The following is a 20,322-nucleotide window of genomic DNA, read 5'->3' as shown; positions in this document are numbered from 1 at the left end:
GCTGTGGAGATAAACGGCCACCGAAACGGTGGCACCAAGGGTTGGGGCCGCGTTAGCGACCCCGTTTTGCCGCTTTGAGCGGCTCACAATTTGAAAGCCCCCGGCTTTGCCGGGGGATGGTTACTCCGGGTCGTCTCAAAGCGTGGCACTTCTTCATCGCGCTTGATTCTCCCTATCAGATTTTCTATTTCCGCCCGGCTGTCGGTCGGAACCAGCACGGCGGCCGGCTGCCCGATCATTTCGGCGGCGGTATAGCCATAGACGTTCTGTGCACCGAGATTCCAGCTGGTCACCAAGCCGTTCAAATCGACGCCCATGATGGAGACCACGGAGGATTCGACGATGGCACCAAGCTGCATGCGCGCGGCCTCGGCGAATTGGTGTTCGGTTGCGTCGCGCAGGATGCCGACCGCGTTCCAGTGCTGGTTCAACCGGAGTGGCGATATTGACAGGGAAATTGGAAATTCCCTGCCATCTTTGTGCATTGCAATCAATTCCGTGGTTTTGCCGACGACTGGGCCGGTGCCGGTAGCCCGGAATCCCGCAAGGCTGCTTTCAAAGGCCGCCCGATAGCGCGCCGACGCGAGAACATGGTGAAACTCCTGGCCCAGCACATCTTCGCGGCGATAGCCAAACATGCGCTCTGCAGCCAGATTCCAGCAAGTGAACTTGCCTTCATCGTCGACCATCACAATGGCCTCCTGGGTCGCATTGGCGATGCCGTTGAATCTTTCTTCGCTTTGCTTGATCTCTTCCAAGAGACTCTGAACTCTTCCCGTCAACATTTCCGCTTGGCTTTTGTATTCGGAATTTCCTTGCGTCAATTTTTCAAGATGGCGGTCACGCACCAGACTGTAAAAATACAAGAGTCCCATGGCCATCAAGGCGGCGCCAAAAATCCAGCAGTCCGACCAAAAATCAAAACCATTCACCCGGGCTAGCGCGGCACAAATCAGCAGTGTGTAGGCGAATGAAAATACGATCGCCTGTTTGATAGCGAGCCAGAAGTAGGCGTAGACGATGGTCGGGTAGAGCCAATAGACCGACATCTGACCGTTAAAGTAGACGGCAAAGAAGACAATGCCGGCCATCAGCGTCAACAGCCAGATGGACGGAACCAGCAGTCTGTTTTTGTTTTTGATCCAGATTATTTGAAGAACGCAGGCAACGGCCCCCCAAAGGTCAATGGCAATGAGGACGGAGGGTCCTGTTGCCCACAAGGAGATTGCGAAAAAAAGGGTGGCGGCAAGGGCCAGTATGCAACTGGACACCATGAGCGGCATTTCAACGGCTTGCACGTCAGTCAATGCCTCTAACCGAAAGAACGATGTACTCATCGTGAGCGCCTTTTCCGCAGTTTGATCGATAAAGCCGCGGGCCTCCTTTGCGCATGGCTAATTAGATTTGAAACTGGTAAGTTGGCATTGCGGTCCTGCCGAAGCCATTCGATGCCTTACTCTCGTTTCAGTTTCATACGCCGAATCTCCAGTCACAAGCCTGCCAGCTTGCCGATGTTTGCCTTTGATTAAGTCTGGAGACTGGAGCTTGCGAATTGAGAAAACGCAAAGACTGGCAAGCTCGGGGGCAAAGGCACCCTGGAGTTCAAGCCGGGACGGGCGTACGTGCCGGCAGCACCGCAAGCGCGGTTGCAAGCTTCTGAGCGTTTATACGGTCTGTGTTGATGGTGGGAACTGAGAGATTCGAACTCTCGACCTACGGATTAAGAGTCCGCTGCTCTACCAACTGAGCTAAGTTCCCGTTCGGAGAATTTGGTGGAATGGGCCGGGGGTCGATCCCCGTTTTTCACCAGCGGGGATTCTAGCAGGTCTTCGGCGCCATTCTCGCCCCCGGCGAAGCGGACTGCACGGATGACTTGGGGATGTATGGCTGGGGCTTGTTGGATGGTGCGGGCCAGGGACTGGTGCCTTGGTTTGTTCCGCAGTCGCTCAGTCAGTTTGTCCCACTGATTCACGGCCTGGGTTTGGCATGGGTCGGTGGTGGGGGTGCACTTCAAGAGCCAAGAATCGCCGAATCGGACTCTTCAGGACCCGATCACAAGGCCAGACACGTCAACACTTTTTACGCCCTTTACCTTTTCAGCAATCATCTTCACCAGGTCAATGGCATCTTGGCTGGGCAATTTCCCCTTGAGTGAAACCATGCCGCGCTTGGTCTTTACACTCACTTTGAATGCTTTGGACACGCTGTTTGCGAGAATTTCTGCCTTCACTTTGGTAGTGATCCAGCTATCGGACACGGCTCGTTCTGCTTTGCTGGCGGCGTTGGAAGGTGCGATGGCCGCGTTATCGGACGCAGCTTGCGACAGGTTCATGCCGAGAAGAAGCGCGGAGACGAAGAGTGTTGCTCCAAGGGAGCTTGCGTGGCGCGAGATTTTGCCGAAATTGTGGGTGGTAGTCATTGGTAACTTTCTAGTCTATGTTTAAACATGCTGGACACCTGGCAGAGCGCAACTCTGTCATGCAGCATGCAAGTTGAGCGTGCCACAGTGTGTGACGGGCTGTCCGTGCGGCAGCACACAAAGTTGCACTGGTGACTTGCCGGTGTATGGCGGGGACCCATTGCGGGGTGGCGACCAGGGATTGGTGCCTTGGTTTGTCCGGTGGCAGCTCAGTCGGTTTGTCCTACGGATTCACGGCCTGGGTTCGGCATGGATCAGTGCGCGGGCGAGCGTCAGGTACGTCGATTGCGTCGGGTGTATGGGAGAGTTTTTCCTCACGGTCCTTGTAACGATTTTGAGCTTGCAATCTTTCATCGTTGGCCTATAGTGGTCCGTAACGGCAATTCAATTCGGCTCAAATGGTTTGAACAGAATTGCTTGAGAAAGGTGGTACCTATAGACAAAGATCACACCTGCTTCATCCAGCAACCGGCGCTACATCGCCGGTCTACGTTACGGTAACGTAACGACCAAGGCTACAGCAATGTGGCGCACATGCAGACCCCTCGTTCTTCGTGGGGTTTTGCGTTTCTGGAGGAAGGGGTGCCTTCACAATACCCCGCGGCTTTACCGAGAGCCTGCTCATCGGGCTCGGCATTTGCCGGTGCAGTCAGTGCACTTGACACGGACAACAAGACCAAGCAATGCAAAGTGATGAACTTGGTCATGGGTTGCGCGCTTGTACCGATGTGATCGATCATCTTACGCGAGGATGACCGGTGTCGAGCAGGCCATTGATCGGTATAGAGATTTCGCTAGAAAAATCCGATGCCAGCGGCGAAGTTCGGACCGAGATTCGGAGGGCAGTGCAGGGAATTTTGGGGAAAAACAAAGTCCTTGCAAATCTTCAATTTGTAGGCTTATGGAACTTGACTCTGCCGGAATCGCCGATCTCTCTTACGCCACCAAGCATGCCCAGTCTCACTGATAAACCCGTGCCCGTATCAGCGGCTGCGGCAAGTCAGCGGCTTGGCCGTTGTGCTTCCATGTGAAGCTGAATTTCTCGAAGCGAAAGCGCATCCGTAATTCACGCTTGTCAAAAGAACCCAGTCCGCAGTTGATCGCCTGTTCCAGCCATTCCATATTGCAGTCTGCGTAGTAAGCCTCTGGCGCCAGGACACACAAGGTGATATGGCTGGCCCGCAACAGCGGCAAGAGCGCGTTGTCATAGCCAAGATTGTTCGCTTTGTTCTGCCGCGAGGCCAAATAGACCAGGCCATAACCAAGAATTTCCATGGCCGCGTACAAGGGCGTGTCAGATTGGAGCTTGAGTTCGATCAGGTCGAAGTGTCCCAGCTTGAGGTCGTAGACCAGGTCAACCAGGCGGCGCTTGTCGGTTCTTGAACCGAACAGACCGGACGCCACCGGCATCTGGTGCGTCCAGTCCTGGGGCCATCGTTGCACTATGGCGCGCTCCAGCAGCAACTCGTCACTTTCATTTTTGGCCGCCGGTCCGATGGCCTGCGGCTCAGCGGCGGAACGGATTTTCCAGTTTTCCGGTGAAGGGGCTCGGTCAGGACGCCTGGCCAGGTTTTCCTCGATGCGCTGGACCATGGCGGCAATCAGTTCGGCGCCGTCGAAAGACTCCGGAGGGTTCTTGCAGAGGGCGTTATAGCTGCGCTTTTGGTGATGGCGAAAGCTGTCAAATTGCTCTCCCGCCAGAAGATGGTGGTCGATCAATGCATCGATTCCGTCCAAGACGCCTTTTGGAATATCACTCATACCCTGTTGTCCCTTCTCGAAGATAGCCGGACCGAAGCAACGGCAAGTTTCATTTTTGGCCCGCTCCGGTTCCAAGTCGCCACGCGATGGTATAGCGGTTTGCCAGGCTCCCCGTCAGCTTGGTGCGCCCGCGCACAGAACTTGATGCTGCAAGAGTCCATCATGCCCATGCGAAGCACTATTCGGCTTGAACCTTTTGGAGAATCTTGATGAAAAAACTCGCAGCGCTCGCGCTCAGTGTTTGTGCCTTGGCACCGGCGCTTGGACAAACCAACGTGGGGGTGTCCATCGGCATCAACCAGCCCGGTGTTTATGGCCGCGTCGACATTGGCAACTTTCCGCAGCCGCGCCTCGTTTACCCGCAGCCGGTCGTGATCGTGCAATCACCGGTGGCGCATTATCAGCAGCCGATCTATCTGTACGTGCCACCCGGACACCAGAAGAACTGGGCCAAGCATTGCGGGCGCTACAACGCCTGCGGTCAGCCGGTCTATTTTGTCCAGGAGAACTGGGTGCGGGAGCGCTACAACGAACACCGTGGTGACGAGAACGAAGGTGGTCGTGGCAAGGGCAACAGAGGCAAAGGCGGACACAAGGACTAATTTCGATTTCATTGGGCCTACATCAAATCGATCCGGGAACGGTGGTTTCCCGGTCTGCACGCATCAATCCAGTCAAAGTTGTTCACTGAGTTTGTTTGTAAAGCTGTGGATAAACGGGAGAAATGACGGCGAAGTTGTTGCTGCGATTGGGTTTGCCGTGGCTGCTCTTTTTTTGAGCAGGAGCGGGTCTGCATGCCAGCCAAAGAGGCCGGGTGTAATGCGTTCGAATTTTCCAGATCGAATGTGCTTGCCGGGCATTACTGCACGGCGCGACTGCAGCACACAATTTATATCTGAGTGACAAGCAAGGTTACCGAGTCGGCAGTACATTTACGACCGGTTTCGCGCTATCAAACCACTAGCAGCCCGCGCTGCGGTTCTGATATTCCAGTGCGCCGACCGCTCCCCGTTCGCCAAATCTTCTCATTTCACTGTGAGCTTGCATGAATTTGTCTAAACCTTTGATCAAGGTCTGCCTCGCCGTTGCTGCGTCGTGTCTTGCCCTCTCCGCCGCGGCCCAGACGGCGACCTATTCGCTCGACTCCACCGGCGTAAGTCAGTTTGGTTCGGGGGCGTACGGGTCGGTCACTCTGACGCAGAGCGCTGCCGACGTGCTGGTAAACGTTGCTTTGCGTAACGATCTGAATTTTGTCGACACCGGCGCGCATTCCATATTTTCATTCAACCTGGGTGGTGCCTCGTCTTTGGGCGATATCACGGGCATCACTTTTGCCAACGGCCTGAACAATGTTTTTGGCGCCGCCATCGGTACCAGCAATCCCTCTTTCAGTATCTTTGGCTATGAAATCAATTGCCTGAGCAATTGCACCCGCGGCGGCTCTGAAGGGGGTTATGTTGATCCCTTGACCTTCACCGTCAAGAACGCAACGATTGCTGAATTTGCCCACCTGTCCACAGGCAGTGGAACCGCTGCCTACTTTGCCGCTGATGTGGTCAACGGTTCAGGCAACACGGGAACCGTTGGCGCAACCTTACCCGGCATGGTCGCGGCAGTCCCGGAACCGCAAACCTTTGCCTTGTTGTTGACCGGTCTGGGCCTGATGGGCGCGGTGGTACGCCGCCGCAAGAGCACCCCGGTCTGACCCCTTTTGCTGTGCCTGTTTTTAGGCGGGGGCTTCGGCTCCCGTTTTGCATTTGTGAACGCAATGGGCGACCGACCCTATAAAGCCTTGACTTGGCGTTGGCCCTAAACTCGCCCCCATGAACTTCAAGTGGACCTCCAGGTTCACCGTGAGTGCGTCAAACTGCAGGCCAGCATTTCCGCTGACGTCATTTGGAAAGGGAAACAACCATGGGCAAACGCAATTTCCTCCGCATCTGCGCAGCGCTGGCGCTGGGCTTATCCACCCTCGGTGTGGTGGCGCAAGAATTTCCACCCAAGAAGACCGTCACCCTGGTCGTGGGCTTTGCCGCCGGTGGAGCCGCCGACACTGGTGCCCGGATCATTGCCAAAAAGCTGGCCGAGAACATCGGCGCATCGGTGGTCATCGATAACCGTGCCGGCGCGGGCGGCAATATTGCGCACCAGTTCGCGGCCACGGGTCCGGCGGACGGCAGCGTCATCCTGTTTGGATCGGTCGGCCCCCTGGCCATCGCACCGCACTTGATGAAGCTGCCCTACGATCCGGTGAAAGACTTGGCGCCGATCACCATGGGGGTGAACTTTCCCAATGTGTTGGTGGTGCATGCCGGCACCAACATCAAAACCTTTGCCGAGTTCATTGCCTACGCCAAAAAGAACCCCGGAAAGCTCGATTTCGCTTCCACCGGAGCCGGTTCCGCATCGCACCTGGCCGGTGAAATGCTGAACGACATGGCCCGGATCGACACCGTGCATATTCCCTACAAGGGCGGCGCACCCGCCTTGCAGGATTTGTTGGGCGGTCGGGTTGCGGCTTATTACTCCACCTTCTCCACGTCGCAGGCCTATATTGAAAACGGCAAGTTGATTCCCCTGGCCAGCACCGGCGCGCAACGACTCGCGGCGCTGCCCAACATTCCCACCATCGCGGAGTCGGGCTACCCCGGGTTCAGCGCAACCAACTGGTACGCCTTTGTGGCTTCATCGAAGGTGCCGCCAGCCATTTTGGAGCGTTGGAACACCGAGTTGGTCAAGGTGTTGAAATCGCCCGAGGTGGTCGAGCAGCTCAACAAACACGGGCTCACGCCCATGCCTGGCACGCGCGATGAACTGGCCAGGTACATTGCGAAAGAATCCGCCACGTGGGGGCGCGTCATTCGGGAACGCAAGATTAGCGGCGAATAAGTCTTCTGCGCCGGACCGGTCCTACATCAGCAGGTGCTCACCGGCGTTGTCGCCGCCCAGCGTCACGTAGTTGACCTTGCGGATGTCCATCAGTTTTTTGCCGCCGGCATAACTGATGGAGCTTTGCACGTCCTGCTCCATCTCGATCAAGGTGTTGGCTAGCAGGCCCTTGATCGGCTCCAGGATGCGCTTGCCTTCGACGTGCTTGTATTCGCCCTTGTTGAAATCGCTGGCCGAGCCGTAGTACTCCTTGAACAGTTTGCCGTCCACTTCCACGGTCTGGCCGGGGCTCTCTTCGTGGCCCGCCAGCATCGAGCCTATCATCACCATGGTGGCGCCAAAGCGGATCGACTTGGCAATGTCGCCATGCTCGTGGATGCCGCCATCGGCAATGATCGGTTTGGTGGCGACGCGGGCACACCACTTGACGGCACTGAGTTGCCAGCCGCCGGTGCCAAAACCGGTTTTCAGTTTGGTGATGCAGACCTTGCCCGGGCCTATGCCCACCTTGGTGGCGTCGGCGCCCCAGTTCTCCAGATCGATCACCGCTTCGGGCGTTGCCACGTTGCCGGCAATGATGAAGGTGGCGGGCATTCTCTCCTTCAGATAGCCGATCATGTTCTTCAGGCTGTCGGCGTGGCCGTGGGCAATGTCGATGGTGATGTACTCGGGGGCCAGCCCCAGCGCCAGCAAGCGGTCGACCGTGTCGTAGTCAGGCTTTTTGACGCCCAGCGAGATCGATGCATACAAGCCCTTGGCCTTCATGTCCTGGACGAATTGCACGCTGTCCAGATCGAAGCGGTGCATCACATAGAAGTAGCCGTTTTGCGCCAGCCAGACGCAGATTGCCTCGTTCACCACGGTCTTCATGTTGGCCGGCACCACCGGGATGCGAAAGCGCCGCCCGCCCAGTTCTACGCTGGCGTCGCACTCGGAACGGCTTTCCACGCGGCATTTGCGCGGCAGCAGAAGAATGTTGTCGTAGTCAAAAATTTCCATGGTCCGAGCTCCTTTTCTTTCCTCAACGGGTTGGGTAAGAGCGCTTGGATTGGACCCGGTAAAAAACCGGGTCGCAATGGCTTGGGCCCGGTGCCTGATTCTATCGGGTTTGCCCCCTCACCACGGCATAGCGTTGCAGGGTGCGCACCCTGGCTTCCTCGTGGGCCACGATCGGCAGCGGGTAGTCGCGGCCCAGCGTCACGCCGGCCGCCTGCAACTGCGCCGCGCTGGCAGTCCAGGGTGCGTGCAGCGCCTTGTCGGGCAGTTGCGCCAACTGGGGCAGATAGCGGCGGATGAACGTGCCCTCGGGGTCGAATTTTTCGCTCTGGCTGACCGGGTTGAAGATTCTGAAGTAAGGCTGTGCGTCGCAGCCGCTGGAGCTGACCCATTGCCAGCCGCCGTTGTTGGCCGCCAGATCGAAATCATTGAGCTGCCGGGCAAAGTAGCTTTCACCCCAGCGCCAGGCCAGGCCCAGGTCTTTCACCAGAAAGCTGCCGGTCACCATGCGCAGCCGGTTGTGCATATAGCCGGTCTGGTTGATTTGCGCCATGGCCGCATCCACCAGCGGGTAGCCGGTTCGGCCCTGGCACCAGGCCTGGAACAATGTCTTGCCATGCGGACCATGCTCCCACTTGATGGCGTCGTACGGGCGCTTGAAAGCACCCTGGGCCACATGCGGGAAGTTGCTCAGAATGGAGAAGTAGAAGTCGCGCCAGATCAACTCGTCCAGCCAGACGGCGGCGCCCCGACTGCCCTGAATTTTCCGTTGCAGGGCGGTGGCTACCAGCTGGCGGACCGATACCGTGCCAAAGCGCAGGTGCACGCCCAGGTAGCTGGGGCCTTTGAGCGCCGGAAAATCACGTGTTTCATGGTAGTGGTCCATGCGCTCAAAGAAGTCTTCGAACTGCCGGCGTGCGCCGGACGCGCCAGTGCGGATTTTGAGTTCACTCAGATTGGTCTTCTCAAAGCCGATAGCGGTCAAGGCCGGCACCGCGTGACGTAGACTTTCCGGACGCACTGCCAGGGTGCCGGCGAAGGGCCTGGCGTCGTGCGTGCGCAATGGGTGTTCCGTGACGCTTGCCAGCCAACGGGTTTTGTAAGGCGTGAAAACGCTGTAGGGCGTGCCGGCCTGGGTCAGGATTTCCCGGCCCTCAAAAATGACATGGTCCTTGCAGCCATGAAAAGCAATGCCGGCGTCGGCCAGTTTGCCCCGTACCTGGGCGTCGCGCGCCAGCACCAGCGGCTCGTAATCATGGGCCGCAAAGACGGCCTGGGCATGCAGTGTTTTTGCCAGCAGCACAATTTCTTCCCGTGCCGCGCCATGTCGCACGATCAAGCCGGCGTCCGCCGCGCCGCTGAGTTGGCGCAAATCCTGGTCCAACTCGCACAGGGACTGGCGGATGAACTCGACCCGCCGATCGGCGCGGGGCAGGGCGTCCAGCAGTTCGGTATCGAATATGAAAACGCAGTGCAAGCGCCGGCAGGCGGTCAGCGCCAGGCACAGCGCCGCGTTGTCGACCAGACGCAAATCGCGACGAAACCACATCAAACCAGTTTCGAATTGCCGCTCCATGATCGCCGTTAAAATAATTGCATGTCCGGAGATTTTGCCCCCACCAACCTGACGAATCATTTTTTGATCGCCATGCCTGGTTTGCAGGATGCGGTTTTCTCCCGGAGTGTGGTCTATGTCTGCGAGCACAGCGAGCGCGGTGCGCTGGGGCTGGTGATCAATAAACCCTGTGACATCGACCTGAAACGCCTGTTTGAAAAGGTCGACCTGCCGTTGCGCCGCGAAGATCTCTCGAACGCCCCGGTCTTTCAGGGCGGACCGGTGCAGACCGAGCGCGGTTTCGTCCTGCACGAGCACTTCTTCACCGCAGCCGACAAGCCTGCCGAGTCGGTCTACGCCTCCACCATGACGATCCCCGGCGGCCTGGAGATGACCACCTCCAAGGACGTGCTGGAAGCGCTGTCCAGCGGCGCCGGCCCGCGCAAGGTGCTGGTGTCGCTGGGTTACTCGGCCTGGGGTGAGGGTCAGCTGGAATCCGAGTTGTCGGACAACAGCTGGCTGACGGTGGCCGCCAGCAGCAGCATCATCTTCGATACACCGGTGGCCGAGCGCTATGACCAGGCCTTGCTTCTGCTCGGCTTCGAGTCCTGGATGCTGTCGCCCGATGTGGGGCGTGCATGAGCGATTTGCCGATCTCCGTGCCGGTGAAATTGCAAACTTTTCTGGCACTTGATTTTGGCATCAAACGTACCGGTTTTGCAGTTGGCAACCGCCTGCTGCGCACGGCCCAGCCGCAAGGCACCATCGCCGCCGAGGGCGACGCCCGCTTCCAGAAGATTGCGCACCAGATCAAGGAGTGGCAGCCCGATGCGCTGGTGGTGGGGGTGCCGTTTCACCCGGACGGTGCGGCGCACGAAAACACCTTGCGGGCGCGACGTTTTGCACGCCAGTTACAGGGCCGCTTCAAGCTGCCGGTATTCGAGGTGGACGAGCGCTACAGCACCACCGAAGCGCTGGCGGCGGGCGCCAAGGACGCCGACGCCGCCGCCGCCTGCATCATTCTGGAACAGTTTTTAAGGAGTATTGCATGAGCACACTTGTGCTGGACGCCGAGGCCCTTTACCTCGAGCTGCTAAGAGGCGTGCGCGCCCTGTTTCGTCCCGACCTGCATTTGGTCGGGGTCACCTCGGGCGGCGTCTGGCTGGCCGAGCGCTTGCAACAGGACCTGAATTTGACCGAGCGTCCCGGCGTCATCTCGTCCTCGCTGCACCGCGACGATTACGCGCGGCGCGGCATGACGGCGGCGGCGCAGACCAAGATTGCCTTCGACGTCAACGAAGCCAACATCCTGCTGCTCGACGATGTGCTCTACACCGGGCGCACCATACGCGCCGTGCTCAACGAGCTGTTCGACTTCGGCCGCCCGGCCAGCGTCATGCTGGCGGTGCTGGTGGACCGGGGCGGACGCGAGTTGCCGATTCAAGCCGACCTCTGCGCCGCCCGCGTCGCCTTGCCGGCAACCCAGTCACTGGCCCTGGCCCGCAGCGCCGCCGGGGTCTTCAGTTTCAACGTGGAGGCCCGCTAGTCATGTTGTACAAACGCAATCTTCAACTCAACCAACACGGTGAACTGATTCACCTGCTCTCGACCGAGGGCCTGCCCAAGAGCATCCTGACGCAGGTGCTCGATACGGCGGCCAACTTCGTCAGCGTCAGCGATCGCGAAGTCAAGAAGGTGCCGCTGCTGCGCGGCAAGAGCGTGTTCAACCTGTTCTTCGAGAACTCGACCCGCACCCGCACCACCTTCGAGATCGCGGCCAAGCGACTGAGCGCCGACGTGATCAATCTGGACATTGCCAAGTCGTCCGCCGCCAAGGGCGAGACGCTGCTCGACACCATCGCCAACCTGAGCGCCATGGCGGCCGATCTGTTCGTGGTGCGGCACAGCGAATCGGGCGCGCCCTACCTGATCGCGCAGCACGTGGCGCCGCATGTGCACGTGATCAATGCCGGCGACGGCCGCCACGCGCACCCGACGCAAGGCCTGCTGGACATGTACACGATCCGGCATTACAAGAAGGATTTCTCCAACCTGACGGTGGCCATCGTGGGCGACGTGCTGCACTCGCGCGTGGCCCGCTCCGACATCCACGCCCTGACCACGCTGGGTTGCGCCGAGGTGCGGGTGGTGGGGCCCAAGACCCTGGTGCCGGCCAGCATGGCGCCGATGGGGGTGCGCGTCTGCCACACGCTGGAAGAAGGCATCCGGGGCTGCGACGTGATCATCATGCTGCGCCTGCAAAACGAGCGCATGAGCGGCGCCCTGCTGCCCTCGACGCAGGAGTTTTTCAAGAGTTACGGCCTGACGCCGGAGAAGCTGCAACTGGCCAAGCCGGACGCCATCGTGATGCATCCGGGACCGATCAACCGGGGCGTCGAGATCGACTCGGCGGTGGTCGACGGCGGCCAGAGCGTGATCCTGCCGCAAGTGACATTCGGTATTGCGGTGCGCATGGCGGCGATGAGCATTGTGGCGGGGAACGAGGCCTGATATGAAGACACAGACGAACATTCTGATCAAGGGCGGCCGGGTCATCGATCCGGCCAGTGGGTTCGACGAAATCGCCGATGTGGCGCTGGCCGACGGCGTGGTGCTGGCCATCAAAAACGTGGCGAGCGATTTTCGGCCGGCGCAGACCATCGATGCCAGCGGCTGCATCGTGGCACCGGGCCTGGTGGACCTGGCGGTGCGCCTGCGCGAGCCGGGCCACGAACACGAGCGCATGCTGGAGTCCGAACTGGCGGCCGCCGTCGCCGGTGGCGTCACCAGTCTGGTCTGTCCGCCCGATACCGACCCGGTGCTGGATGAGCCGGGGCTGGTCGAAATGCTGCGCTACCGGGCTGAAAAACAGCACCAGTCGCGCGTTTACCCGCTGGGCGCCCTGACGCGCAACCTGGCCGGTGAAACCCTGACCGAAATGCTGCAACTGACCGAGGCCGGCTGTGTTGCTTTCAGCCAGGCCGAAGTGCCGCTGGCCAGCACCCAGGTGTTGCAGCGGGCGTTTCAGTACGCCAGCACTTTTGGCTACGCTGTCTGGCTGAGGCCGCAGGAATTCTTCCTCGGGCAAGGCGTGGCGGCCAGCGGTGCACTGGCGACCCGCATGGGCCTCGCCGGCGTGCCGGTGGCGGCCGAAACGATTGCCCTGCACACCATTTTTGAGTTGATGAAAGAGACCGCCGATGTCCGGGTGCATCTGTGCCGGCTCAGCAGTGCCGCCGGTGTCGCGCTGGTGCGCCAGGCCAAGCGGGACGGCTTGAACGTGACCTGCGATGTCAGCATCAACTCGCTGCACCTGACGGACGGCGACCTGGGCTACTTCGACAGCCGGGCCCGGCTCAATCCGCCGCTGCGCCAGCAGCGCGACCGCGATGCCTTGCGCGCCGGCTTGGCCGACGGCACCATAGACGCCCTGGTGTCGGACCACACGCCGGTGGACGAAGACGCCAAAGCCCTGCCTTTTGCCGAAAGCGAGCCGGGCGCCACCGGTGTCGAGTTGCTGCTCAGCTTGGCGCTGAAGTGGAGTGCCGACAGCGGCGTCAGCCTGGCGCGCGCGCTGGCGGTGATCACCAGCGCGCCGACGGCGGTGCTGGGCGCCTCCCTGGGCAAACGGCAGGACCGTGTCGGGCGCTTGGTGGTGGGGGGTGTGGCCGATCTGTGCGTGTTCGATGCCGGTGCCGCCTGGACGGTGCAGCCCGCTGCCTTGCGCAGCCAGGGCAAGCACACGCCGTTCTCCGGCTACGAACTGCCGGGCCGGGTGCGCTGCACCGTCATCGGCGGGCGCGTCGCCTTCCAGGCCTGAAAGCGAATCGGTCCCGGCCAAGCGCCGGGCTCGCTTGACATGCTCTTGGACTATCTCAAATACCAACCGTGAGATTGACCCAGGCATCGGGCAGCCACTGAAGAAGCTGCGACTCCAGCCACTTGTCGCCGCCGGTCAGGATGGCGATTCCCATGGCACCGAGCAGCAAGGCAAAGCCCAGTCTGACTGGTTCAATCCGAGCCAGCACCCAATCTCTGGCACGCAGGAAGCCGCTGCGCGAGGCATAGGCGACCGCCACCAGCGGAACCGCCGCGCCCAGGCCAAAGATGCCCAGCACGACACCGCCCCGGGCGACGCCGCCTTCACTGGCCACCAGCGTCAGTGCCGAGCCCAGCAAAGGCCCGGAGCAAGGACTCCAGACCAGACCCAGCACGCCGCCCAGCAGCAGAGCGCCCGACAAGGAACCGCCGTCCAGCCTGGCCGAAGCGGCGTTGGCCGTGCTGGCGATGGGCAGCATCCACTGCGTGAAGCGCTGGCCCAGGGCCGGTACCAGCATCACCAGGGCAAAGGCGATCAGCAGGGCCGCGCCGCCGGTGCGTACCGTGTCGCCGTCAATGCCCAGCGCCGGACCGAGGGCGCCCAGCAGCATGCCGATGCCGGCGAACGAAGCCGTCATGCCCAGGCCCATGGCCAGCGGCGCCAAGCGGCTGCCTTGCAAGGCGCCCCCCAGCACCAGGGGCAGCAGCGGAGAGACGCAGGGCGACAAGGTGGTCAGACTGCCGGCAAACAGGTAAGAACTTGTCCGTAAATAACTGGGGGCCGCGTTGGGACGCAATCGGGATGAGTTGTCCGCCAACATTTCGCAGCATGGGCTGCCTGCCCATGCAAGGAATTTGGTGGGCAAATCGCCCGATTTCGACCCAACCCTGCGGGCAAACGGATTTTCGGGCGGTCTGCTTCGTTACAAAATCAGCCAAGGCAAGCAGCCTTGGCTTGGATTTTGCGCCTCGCATCCCATCCCGAAAATCCATTTGCGCGACCCCCAGTTATTTACTGACAAGTTCTAAGCCCCAGTTGCGGCAGAGACAGCGCGACCGACATCGGCAGCCCCGGATCAGAGCGCCGACTTCAGCGCGCCACGGATGCCATCCGGCGAGGTGTCACCGACAACGCGGTAGGACTCCTTCTGACCGTGCAGCACCACCAGGGTTGATTGGGCGCGCACGTTGAAGCGGCGTTTCAGGTCTTTCTCGGTGTCGTAGTTGACCGCCAGCACGGTCAGGCCGAGGCCCGGCTCGGCCTTCAGGGATTCGAGTACCTTGTCTTGGGCGCGACAAGTCGGGCACCAGTCGGCACGGAAGTGCAGGGCGACCGGCTGATTGGCTTTTTGTGCCTCGGCCAGGGCCGTCGCCGAGTAGGGTTTGACTTCCAGCGCGTGCGCCATGACGGCGGCAAGGAGCAGCAGCGACGAGGCTAAGAGTTTTCTGACGTTCATGGAATTTCCTCAATAAGGGGTGACTTCTCCCGGGCATAGTCGGACCGGCGCCGGGTTTTCTTACAGCCCGGCCGACAAATTTCCCGGCCGGCCGGCCGGATGGCAGGCTGTGGCAAGGCAACGGTCGCCATCAATTCGACAAGTGCGGTGTAATAAGTGGGACCTGCGCGGCGACTGAGTAGCTGACGCCCCAGGATACAAAACCCAAATGCAAAAAATCATTCCCCTTGTTCAGCCGCATCGGCTCATCAGGCTGTTCGAAAGCGGTTTGCGCTAGCACGGCATGAAGAAACTCGTATTGGTCGGCGGCGGCCACGCCCATTTGTCGGTCCTGCGTGCTTTGGCCAACAAGCCACAGCCAGGCGTAGACGTGACACTGATCACGCCTTATGCGCAGCAGAATTATTCCGGCATGTTGCCCGGCTGGATCGCCGGCCACTACACCCAGGCCCAGTGCCGGGTCGAGTTGGCGCCACTGGTTCAGGCGGCGGGCGCCCGGCTGATACTGGCGCAGGTGGTCGGCATGGACGCGGCGCGGCGCTGCGTCGGACTGGGCGACGGTCGTCATCTGGAGTACGACTTGCTGTCGCTGGACGTGGGCAGCGAAACCGATACTTCCTGGCTGGAGACTCTGGGCGACAAGCTGTTGCCGGTCAAGCCGCTGGACAACTTCTTTGCCATCTGGCCCCGGATTCTGGCCCAAGCCAAGGAGAAAAGTGATTACCGCCTGGTGGTGGTGGGTGCCGGTGCGGCCGGGGTCGAGATCGCCCTGGCGGCGCAGTACGTTTTTGCCCGCAGCGCGCCGCAGGCCCGGGTCGATCTGGTGGCCTCCGAAGCGGGACTGCTGCCGGGCTATCGGCAGCGGGTTCAGGACCGGGTGCGTCGTATTGCCCAGCGTGCCGGGCTGAGCCTGCATTTTTTGCGCGGCGTCGGTTGCGGCGACGGTGTGCTGCTGTCGGACGGTCGTCTGCTGCCGGCGGACCACGTGATCGCCACCACCGGAGCCCGGGCTCCGGTCTGGTTGGGTTTGTCGAAACTGGGCCTGAACCAGGACGGCTATGTGCTGGTCGACAGCCAGCATCGCAGCCGGTCGCATCCCAACGTGTTTGCGGCGGGCGACGTCTGCGCCCGACCCGATACAAACCTGGCGCGTTCCGGTGTGCATGCGGTGCATGCCGGACCGGTGCTGGCAGCCAACTTGATCGCTGCGCTCGCTGGCCAGCCGCTGCAAGCCTACCGGCCCAAGCGCTACTCGCTGTACCTGCTGTCCTGCGGCCCGCGTTACGCTGTTGCATCCTGGGGGCCATGGTCTGCGGAAGGGCAATGGGTCTGGCGTTGGAAAGACTGGATCGACCGGCGCTTCATACGGAAATTTTCTGAGCCGAGCGGTCTAGGCAAGGCACATTTGCAAGAGAGGACTAGATGAGCTGGTTGAAACAATTTGGTGGCTGGATCAGCAAGCCAAGACCGGCGGAAAGAATTGCCGTGGACACCCCGGCCCAGCACTTGCTGACCAGTTTGCTCATGATGGCCTGGTTCGTGGAGGCCCGAGACCCTTACACGGGCGGCCACCTGTGGCGGGTTTCGCGCTATTCGCGGCTGCTGGCCGAACACGCCGGCTTCGGCGCTGTCGCCGCGGCGCGCATCGGCTTGGGAGGGTTTCTGCACGACCTTGGCAAGATCGGCATATCGGATGCCATTTTGCGCAACCCCGGGAGCTTGACCGAGCAGGAGTATGCCGTCATCAAAACCCATCCCGCCATCGGCCGGAGAATGTTGGCGAGTCATCCCCTGGCCTCATTGGTCCAGGACGCCGTCCATCTTCACCACGAACGTCCGGACGGGAAAGGATATCCTCTCGGCCTCCAGGCGGCAGCGATTCCCGAGATGGCCAGAATTGTCGGCATCTGCGATGCCTTCGATGCGATGACCAGCCATCGCCCCTATCGCCGGGGGATGCCGCGGGACAAGGCGCTGGGCATTCTGAACTTCGAAAAAGGAAATCAATTCGACGCTCATCTGGCCGAGGTCTTTATCGGCCTGGGTCAGGCCGGTCATTTGGACCATGTCATGGGCCATAGCGATGACGGCATACCTCTTCAGACCTGTCCCATGTGCGGGCCGACGTTGGTGCTGCGCAAGGGGCAGCATGCTGGTGAGCACATCTACTGTCCCAACTGCACCAGCGAGTTCGAACTGAAAACCGGTGACGGCTGTCTGATCGCCAGCGCCACCGGGAAACAGGGCGGACCGGCTGAGCTGGAGCCCGAGGCCGATACCGAGTTGATCCACCGCACCGTGCTGGCTTCGGTGCAAGCGCTGCCGACCCACGAATTGCTGGCGCTGGCGGCAGCATCGGGCCGGAGTCGCTGATGCGAGCGCTGTTCCGGATCGCCTGCTCGCGCCGGATTGTCGCGAACGCGCTGCGCATTGCCCTGTTGGTGGGCACCGTGCTTAATCTTGTCAATCAGGGTGGCGCCATCATTTCCGGCAGCGGGGTCTCATGGCTTCATCTGGTGTTGAATTACGCCGTGCCCTATTGCGTCGCGAGTTACAGTGCGGCCAGGAACCAAATGACACAGCGAGGCGATGAATGACGGGACGCATGGACCCAAAAAACCACGATCTGCCTGAAACATCGGTGCTGACGGATACCGCCTTTCTGAATGACTTACGGCGCCAGATGCTCAAGTTTGCAACCCTGCAGTTGTCCGACAGTCATCTGGCCGAGGACGCGGTGCAGGAAGCCTTGATCGGGGCGCTGAAGAACGCCAAGTCCTTCGCCGGCCGGGCCGCTCTGAAGACCTGGGTCTTCGCCATTCTGAAGAACAAGATTGCCGACGTCCTGCGGCAGAAGCAGCGCCTGGTCGATGCCAGCAGCCTGCTGCGCGAGGACGAGGAAAAAGAGGACTTCTCCGAACTTTTCGACCAAAAAGGTTTTTGGCAAAAGGATGAGCGCCCGGCCAGCTGGGGCAATCCGCAGGATTCGCTGCACCAGAACCAGTTCTGGAAGGTCTTCGAGATCTGCCTGGAAGGTTTGCCCGGCAATCAGGCCCGGGTTTTCATGATGAAGGAATTTGTGGAACTCGATTCGCAGGAAATTTGCGCCACGGTGGGCATCTCCACCAGCAACCTGAACGTGATGCTGCACCGCTCGCGGCTGCGGTTGCGCGAGTGTCTGGAAAACAGCTGGTTCATCAAGGGAGAACGCGCATGTTGAATTGCCGGCAGGCCAGCCGCCTGATCTCCGAGGCGCAGGAGCGTCCCCTGTCGCTGCCGGAGAAAATTTCCCTGAAGATGCACGTCCTGATGTGCTCCGGATGCAAGAACTTCAGTCTGCAAGTGCCTTTTCTCAGCGAAGCCATGCGTGCTTATGCCAGCGGTAAAAACGAGGAAAGCGGGACTCAATGAACGGAAGCCTCGCAAGGCCCGTCTTTGACCGTCAGGGCCATGCGATTTCTCAGCGCCCGAATGGCCAGCACGTGCAGCACCAGTGCCAGCGGCACCATGAGACCTGGGATGTAGGAAAAGGGAAAGCTGCCTATCGCCGCGTTGGGCACCTCGGTGGCGATCAGATGCAAGGAGCCCGGCGTGGTGAGCGCGCCGCGCACGGCCACATTGGCCAGCATGGCGATGCCGGCCACATTCCACAGCAGCGCGGTCCGCTCTGAAATTTTCTTTGATGCGAATAACCACGCCATGACCGGCGCTGACGCGCCGATCAGGATGTCGAAATTGGCGCCGTGAAAAGTCATCATCCGCGGCAACTGACCATCGCGCCAGAGTTGGTCGAGAAAGATTTCCACCAGCAGCCGGAACGACTCCAGGCCCATCAGCAGTCCCAGCGGGAAACTCAGGGCCACCGTCAGACCCATGCGCGACCGCGCCATGAACATGACGAACAGGACGATCGGCGCCAGCAGGTAAAACAGGCCCGGTGGCAGCAGCGCCGGGTTGCCGATCACACCGCCCCAACCCAGCAGGCCGCCGTAGCCGATCCAGACCACCAGTCCGATCAAGGCCGGCGTCCGGTAGTTGCCGGGCAGGTAGCGAAGCATGCCAGTCGCGACCAGCATGACCAGGGTGGCGACGAAAAGTAGAAACAAGGTGTTCATGTCGAAAATCCTCCCGCCTTATTGCGCCAGGGGCGCGGCCAAGGACTGTTCCAAGCCCAAGCCTGGGTCCGATGCGTGCGTGGCGAGCCACTTGGCGGAGTCCACCGCCAGACGCGGCGCGGCGAGATTCGGAAACTCGTGGGAGCGTGCGAAGCGGTCGGGCTGGAGTGCCGGCGTGACCATGATTCGCAGCATGCCGCCGACGGCGCGCAGCATGGCCGTCGCGTTTCGCTGCGAGGCCGGCGACTGGTTGACATAGCGGCGCACAATCGTTTCGAAGTCTTCCGGCTTTTGCCCGGTCACCTCCAGCACCGCTTGCGTAGGCGCGCCGAGGGCAAAGGCATTGCGCTGGTAGTCGTCGAAATAGCAAAGAACCTGGGCGATCGTGAAGTCCGGAAAGTTCAGCGCCCTGGCCACCTTGGTGAACATGCCGGCCGGCGCGTTGTAATACCTGACCGGTCGCCCCAGGACTTTGGCGAAGGTCGCCGCGAGGTCCTGCGGCGACAGCAGGGCGGGGCCGGTCGGGCGGTAGCGCTTGCCGATATGCCGGGCCGGATCGATCAGCGCGGCGACGATGACGCGGGCGATGTCCTCGTTGGACGGTGGCGCGTTCAGGCCCTCGCCCAGCGGCATCGGCAGCATGCCGAACTGAGCAATCGGCTCCAGCGCGGCCATGTAGTTGTCGGCGAACCAGCCAGGGTTGACCGTGACCGCGCCAACGCCCGGCATCCAGGAGAACATCTTGTCGGCCAGCCAGGTTTCACGGGTGTGGATGGAGGGGTGCCGCGGATCGGCCAGCCATTGGCTCAGCGCCACCACTACCTCAAGCCCATGCTCCTGCGCGGCACTGGCAAAAATGGCGCTGGCGCTCAAGGCGTCGCGCAGCAGCGGTGCGCAAAAGTAAGCCCGCTGCACATCTTTCAAGGCTTGCCGCACATCCTCGATGTCCTGCAGATTGCCGACCTGTATCTCGGCACCGAGTGCTTTCAGCGTCTCGCTTCGCCGGTCCGCGCGGCGCACCAGGGCGCGCACCGGAAATCCTTTTTCCAGCAACTGCCGGGTGGTTTGAAATCCGGTGTTGCCGGCGGCGCTGGTAACCAGTATGCGGGGTTTCGTCATGGCTATCTCCAAGAGGGGTTGACTGGGTGGTTCATCGGCTTCCTATCTGTGTAATATGATGCACATCATCTAATCAAATGGGAGATCCCCCGGCTTTGCCGGGGTGGCAGTAGGAGTTTGACATATACGTAGGTGTCCATCGCAGAAACTACCAATCGTGAGCCGCCAAGCAAACGAAAGGAGAAACTGGAT

21 protein-coding genes, 1 tRNA gene and 1 pseudogene are annotated in these 20,322 nt (G+C 60.7%); 13 read left to right on the top strand and 10 right to left on the bottom strand.

Annotated features, from left to right (window positions below):
- Positions 1-83: 83 nt before the first annotated feature.
- The 4 genes from PHS32_RS22465 to PHS32_RS22450 form a co-directional block, all read right to left on the bottom strand.
- A complete protein-coding gene (locus tag PHS32_RS22465) occupies positions 84-1,337 on the bottom strand; it encodes a PAS domain S-box protein (RefSeq protein WP_301081674.1) in 1,254 nt (417 codons plus the stop codon).
- Positions 1,338-1,682: 345 nt separating this feature from the next.
- A tRNA-Lys gene (locus PHS32_RS22460) sits at positions 1,683-1,758 on the bottom strand.
- 283 nt (positions 1,759-2,041) lie between these two features.
- Positions 2,042-2,419: a BON domain-containing protein gene (locus tag PHS32_RS22455; RefSeq protein ID WP_301081672.1), complete on the bottom strand. Its 378-nt coding sequence runs from the start codon at positions 2,417-2,419 to the stop codon at positions 2,042-2,044.
- A 960-nt stretch (positions 2,420-3,379) separates the two neighbouring features.
- Complete coding sequence (locus PHS32_RS22450; protein WP_301081670.1) at positions 3,380-4,180, bottom strand: hypothetical protein; 801 nt, start codon at positions 4,178-4,180, stop codon at positions 3,380-3,382.
- 209 nt (positions 4,181-4,389) lie between these two features.
- Between PHS32_RS22450 and PHS32_RS22445 the strand changes: the two genes are divergently transcribed.
- The 3 genes from PHS32_RS22445 (at position 4,390) to PHS32_RS22435 (ending at position 7,069) form a co-directional block, all read left to right on the top strand.
- The gene (locus PHS32_RS22445; protein ID WP_301081669.1) at positions 4,390-4,782 is read left to right on the top strand and encodes a hypothetical protein; all 393 of its coding nucleotides are present in this window, start codon (positions 4,390-4,392) and stop codon (positions 4,780-4,782) included.
- Between the two features lie 443 nt (positions 4,783-5,225).
- Positions 5,226-5,885, top strand: coding sequence for a PEP-CTERM sorting domain-containing protein (locus tag PHS32_RS22440; RefSeq protein WP_301081665.1), 660 nt, complete (start codon positions 5,226-5,228; stop codon positions 5,883-5,885).
- A gap of 209 nt (positions 5,886-6,094) precedes the next feature.
- Positions 6,095-7,069, top strand: coding sequence for a tripartite tricarboxylate transporter substrate binding protein (locus PHS32_RS22435; RefSeq protein ID WP_301081663.1), 975 nt, complete (start codon positions 6,095-6,097; stop codon positions 7,067-7,069).
- A 21-nt stretch (positions 7,070-7,090) separates the two neighbouring features.
- On the opposite strand, the gene PHS32_RS22430 is transcribed toward PHS32_RS22435, so the two are convergent.
- Positions 7,091-8,068, bottom strand: a complete 978-nt coding sequence (locus tag PHS32_RS22430; protein ID WP_301081662.1) for a GMP reductase — start codon at positions 8,066-8,068, stop codon at positions 7,091-7,093.
- A 100-nt stretch (positions 8,069-8,168) separates the two neighbouring features.
- Positions 8,169-9,641, bottom strand: a complete 1,473-nt coding sequence (locus PHS32_RS22425) for a deoxyribodipyrimidine photo-lyase (RefSeq protein WP_301081661.1) — start codon at positions 9,639-9,641, stop codon at positions 8,169-8,171.
- Between the two features lie 21 nt (positions 9,642-9,662).
- Between PHS32_RS22425 and PHS32_RS22420 the strand changes: the two genes are divergently transcribed.
- From PHS32_RS22420 to PHS32_RS22400, 5 genes and pseudogenes are all read left to right on the top strand, one after another.
- Complete coding sequence (locus PHS32_RS22420; protein WP_301081660.1) at positions 9,663-10,262, top strand: YqgE/AlgH family protein; 600 nt, start codon at positions 9,663-9,665, stop codon at positions 10,260-10,262.
- Positions 10,259-10,672: a Holliday junction resolvase RuvX gene (gene ruvX, locus PHS32_RS22415; RefSeq protein ID WP_301081654.1), complete on the top strand. Its 414-nt coding sequence runs from the start codon at positions 10,259-10,261 to the stop codon at positions 10,670-10,672. Before PHS32_RS22420 ends, ruvX begins: the two co-directional genes overlap by 4 nt.
- The gene (gene pyrR, locus PHS32_RS22410; RefSeq protein ID WP_301081653.1) at positions 10,669-11,166 is read left to right on the top strand and encodes a bifunctional pyr operon transcriptional regulator/uracil phosphoribosyltransferase PyrR; all 498 of its coding nucleotides are present in this window, start codon (positions 10,669-10,671) and stop codon (positions 11,164-11,166) included. The genes ruvX and pyrR overlap by 4 nt, the downstream gene beginning before the upstream one ends.
- Before the next feature lie 23 nt (positions 11,167-11,189).
- Positions 11,190-12,131, top strand: a pseudogene (locus PHS32_RS22405) (aspartate carbamoyltransferase catalytic subunit); the annotation flags it as partial.
- 1 nt (position 12,132) lies between these two features.
- Positions 12,133-13,440: a dihydroorotase gene (locus PHS32_RS22400; protein ID WP_301081650.1), complete on the top strand. Its 1,308-nt coding sequence runs from the start codon at positions 12,133-12,135 to the stop codon at positions 13,438-13,440.
- Positions 13,441-13,495: 55 nt separating this feature from the next.
- Here PHS32_RS22400 and PHS32_RS22395 read toward each other — a convergent pair whose 3' ends face one another.
- Positions 13,496-14,260 carry a cytochrome c biogenesis protein CcdA gene (locus tag PHS32_RS22395; protein ID WP_301081649.1) on the bottom strand — a complete coding sequence of 255 codons (765 nt, stop codon included), beginning with the start codon at positions 14,258-14,260 and terminating at the stop codon, positions 13,496-13,498.
- A 255-nt stretch (positions 14,261-14,515) separates the two neighbouring features.
- Positions 14,516-14,896: a thioredoxin family protein gene (locus PHS32_RS22390; protein ID WP_301081648.1), complete on the bottom strand. Its 381-nt coding sequence runs from the start codon at positions 14,894-14,896 to the stop codon at positions 14,516-14,518.
- Positions 14,897-15,179: 283 nt separating this feature from the next.
- Between PHS32_RS22390 and PHS32_RS22385 the strand changes: the two genes are divergently transcribed.
- The 5 genes from PHS32_RS22385 to PHS32_RS22365 are packed head-to-tail and all read left to right on the top strand — an operon-like array spanning position 15,180 to position 18,307.
- Positions 15,180-16,322, top strand: coding sequence for an FAD-dependent oxidoreductase (locus PHS32_RS22385; protein ID WP_301081647.1), 1,143 nt, complete (start codon positions 15,180-15,182; stop codon positions 16,320-16,322).
- A complete protein-coding gene (locus tag PHS32_RS22380) occupies positions 16,319-17,269 on the top strand; it encodes an HD domain-containing phosphohydrolase (RefSeq protein ID WP_301081646.1) in 951 nt (316 codons plus the stop codon). Before PHS32_RS22385 ends, PHS32_RS22380 begins: the two co-directional genes overlap by 4 nt.
- Positions 17,269-17,493, top strand: coding sequence for a nitrate/nitrite transporter NrtS (gene nrtS, locus PHS32_RS22375; protein ID WP_301081645.1), 225 nt, complete (start codon positions 17,269-17,271; stop codon positions 17,491-17,493). Before PHS32_RS22380 ends, nrtS begins: the two co-directional genes overlap by 1 nt.
- A gap of 8 nt (positions 17,494-17,501) precedes the next feature.
- Positions 17,502-18,116 carry an RNA polymerase factor sigma-70 gene (locus tag PHS32_RS22370; protein ID WP_301081643.1) on the top strand — a complete coding sequence of 205 codons (615 nt, stop codon included), beginning with the start codon at positions 17,502-17,504 and terminating at the stop codon, positions 18,114-18,116.
- Positions 18,110-18,307: a zf-HC2 domain-containing protein gene (locus tag PHS32_RS22365; protein WP_301081642.1), complete on the top strand. Its 198-nt coding sequence runs from the start codon at positions 18,110-18,112 to the stop codon at positions 18,305-18,307. The genes PHS32_RS22370 and PHS32_RS22365 overlap by 7 nt, the downstream gene beginning before the upstream one ends.
- Here PHS32_RS22365 and PHS32_RS22360 read toward each other — a convergent pair.
- On the bottom strand, positions 18,301-19,011 hold the full coding sequence (locus PHS32_RS22360; RefSeq protein ID WP_301081641.1) for a hypothetical protein: 711 nt from the start codon (positions 19,009-19,011) through the stop codon (positions 18,301-18,303). The two genes, PHS32_RS22365 and PHS32_RS22360, sit on opposite strands and share 7 nt — an antisense overlap.
- 18 nt (positions 19,012-19,029) lie before the next feature.
- Positions 19,030-20,130 (bottom strand): NmrA family NAD(P)-binding protein, encoded by a 1,101-nt coding sequence (locus PHS32_RS22355; protein WP_301081640.1) that lies wholly within the window; start codon positions 20,128-20,130, stop codon positions 19,030-19,032.
- Positions 20,131-20,322 lie beyond the last annotated feature (192 nt).

The organism is Rhodoferax sp., from assembly GCF_028714215.1.
Taxonomy (GTDB): domain Bacteria; phylum Pseudomonadota; class Gammaproteobacteria; order Burkholderiales; family Burkholderiaceae_C; genus Rhodoferax.
This window is presented reverse-complemented; position numbering and strand designations above follow the sequence as displayed.

Coding starts and splice junctions, on each gene's coding strand:
- PHS32_RS22360 (WP_301081641.1), bottom strand. CDS start 19,011: ATGAACACCTTGTTTCTACTTTTCGTCGCCACCCTGGTCATGCTGGTC.
- PHS32_RS22395 (WP_301081649.1), bottom strand. CDS start 14,260: ATGTTGGCGGACAACTCATCCCGATTGCGTCCCAACGCGGCCCCCAGT.
- PHS32_RS22400 (WP_301081650.1), top strand. CDS start 12,133: ATGAAGACACAGACGAACATTCTGATCAAGGGCGGCCGGGTCATCGAT.
- PHS32_RS22355 (WP_301081640.1), bottom strand. CDS start 20,130: ATGACGAAACCCCGCATACTGGTTACCAGCGCCGCCGGCAACACCGGA.
- PHS32_RS22440 (WP_301081665.1), top strand. CDS start 5,226: ATGAATTTGTCTAAACCTTTGATCAAGGTCTGCCTCGCCGTTGCTGCG.
- PHS32_RS22450 (WP_301081670.1), bottom strand. CDS start 4,180: ATGAGTGATATTCCAAAAGGCGTCTTGGACGGAATCGATGCATTGATC.
- PHS32_RS22390 (WP_301081648.1), bottom strand. CDS start 14,896: ATGAACGTCAGAAAACTCTTAGCCTCGTCGCTGCTGCTCCTTGCCGCC.
- pyrR (WP_301081653.1), top strand. CDS start 10,669: ATGAGCACACTTGTGCTGGACGCCGAGGCCCTTTACCTCGAGCTGCTA.
- PHS32_RS22380 (WP_301081646.1), top strand. CDS start 16,319: ATGAGCTGGTTGAAACAATTTGGTGGCTGGATCAGCAAGCCAAGACCG.
- PHS32_RS22435 (WP_301081663.1), top strand. CDS start 6,095: ATGGGCAAACGCAATTTCCTCCGCATCTGCGCAGCGCTGGCGCTGGGC.
- PHS32_RS22425 (WP_301081661.1), bottom strand. CDS start 9,641: ATGGAGCGGCAATTCGAAACTGGTTTGATGTGGTTTCGTCGCGATTTG.
- PHS32_RS22455 (WP_301081672.1), bottom strand. CDS start 2,419: ATGACTACCACCCACAATTTCGGCAAAATCTCGCGCCACGCAAGCTCC.
- nrtS (WP_301081645.1), top strand. CDS start 17,269: ATGCGAGCGCTGTTCCGGATCGCCTGCTCGCGCCGGATTGTCGCGAAC.
- PHS32_RS22445 (WP_301081669.1), top strand. CDS start 4,390: ATGAAAAAACTCGCAGCGCTCGCGCTCAGTGTTTGTGCCTTGGCACCG.
- ruvX (WP_301081654.1), top strand. CDS start 10,259: ATGAGCGATTTGCCGATCTCCGTGCCGGTGAAATTGCAAACTTTTCTG.
- PHS32_RS22465 (WP_301081674.1), bottom strand. CDS start 1,337: ATGAGTACATCGTTCTTTCGGTTAGAGGCATTGACTGACGTGCAAGCC.
- PHS32_RS22420 (WP_301081660.1), top strand. CDS start 9,663: ATGTCCGGAGATTTTGCCCCCACCAACCTGACGAATCATTTTTTGATC.
- PHS32_RS22385 (WP_301081647.1), top strand. CDS start 15,180: ATGAAGAAACTCGTATTGGTCGGCGGCGGCCACGCCCATTTGTCGGTC.
- PHS32_RS22365 (WP_301081642.1), top strand. CDS start 18,110: ATGTTGAATTGCCGGCAGGCCAGCCGCCTGATCTCCGAGGCGCAGGAG.
- PHS32_RS22370 (WP_301081643.1), top strand. CDS start 17,502: ATGGACCCAAAAAACCACGATCTGCCTGAAACATCGGTGCTGACGGAT.
- PHS32_RS22430 (WP_301081662.1), bottom strand. CDS start 8,068: ATGGAAATTTTTGACTACGACAACATTCTTCTGCTGCCGCGCAAATGC.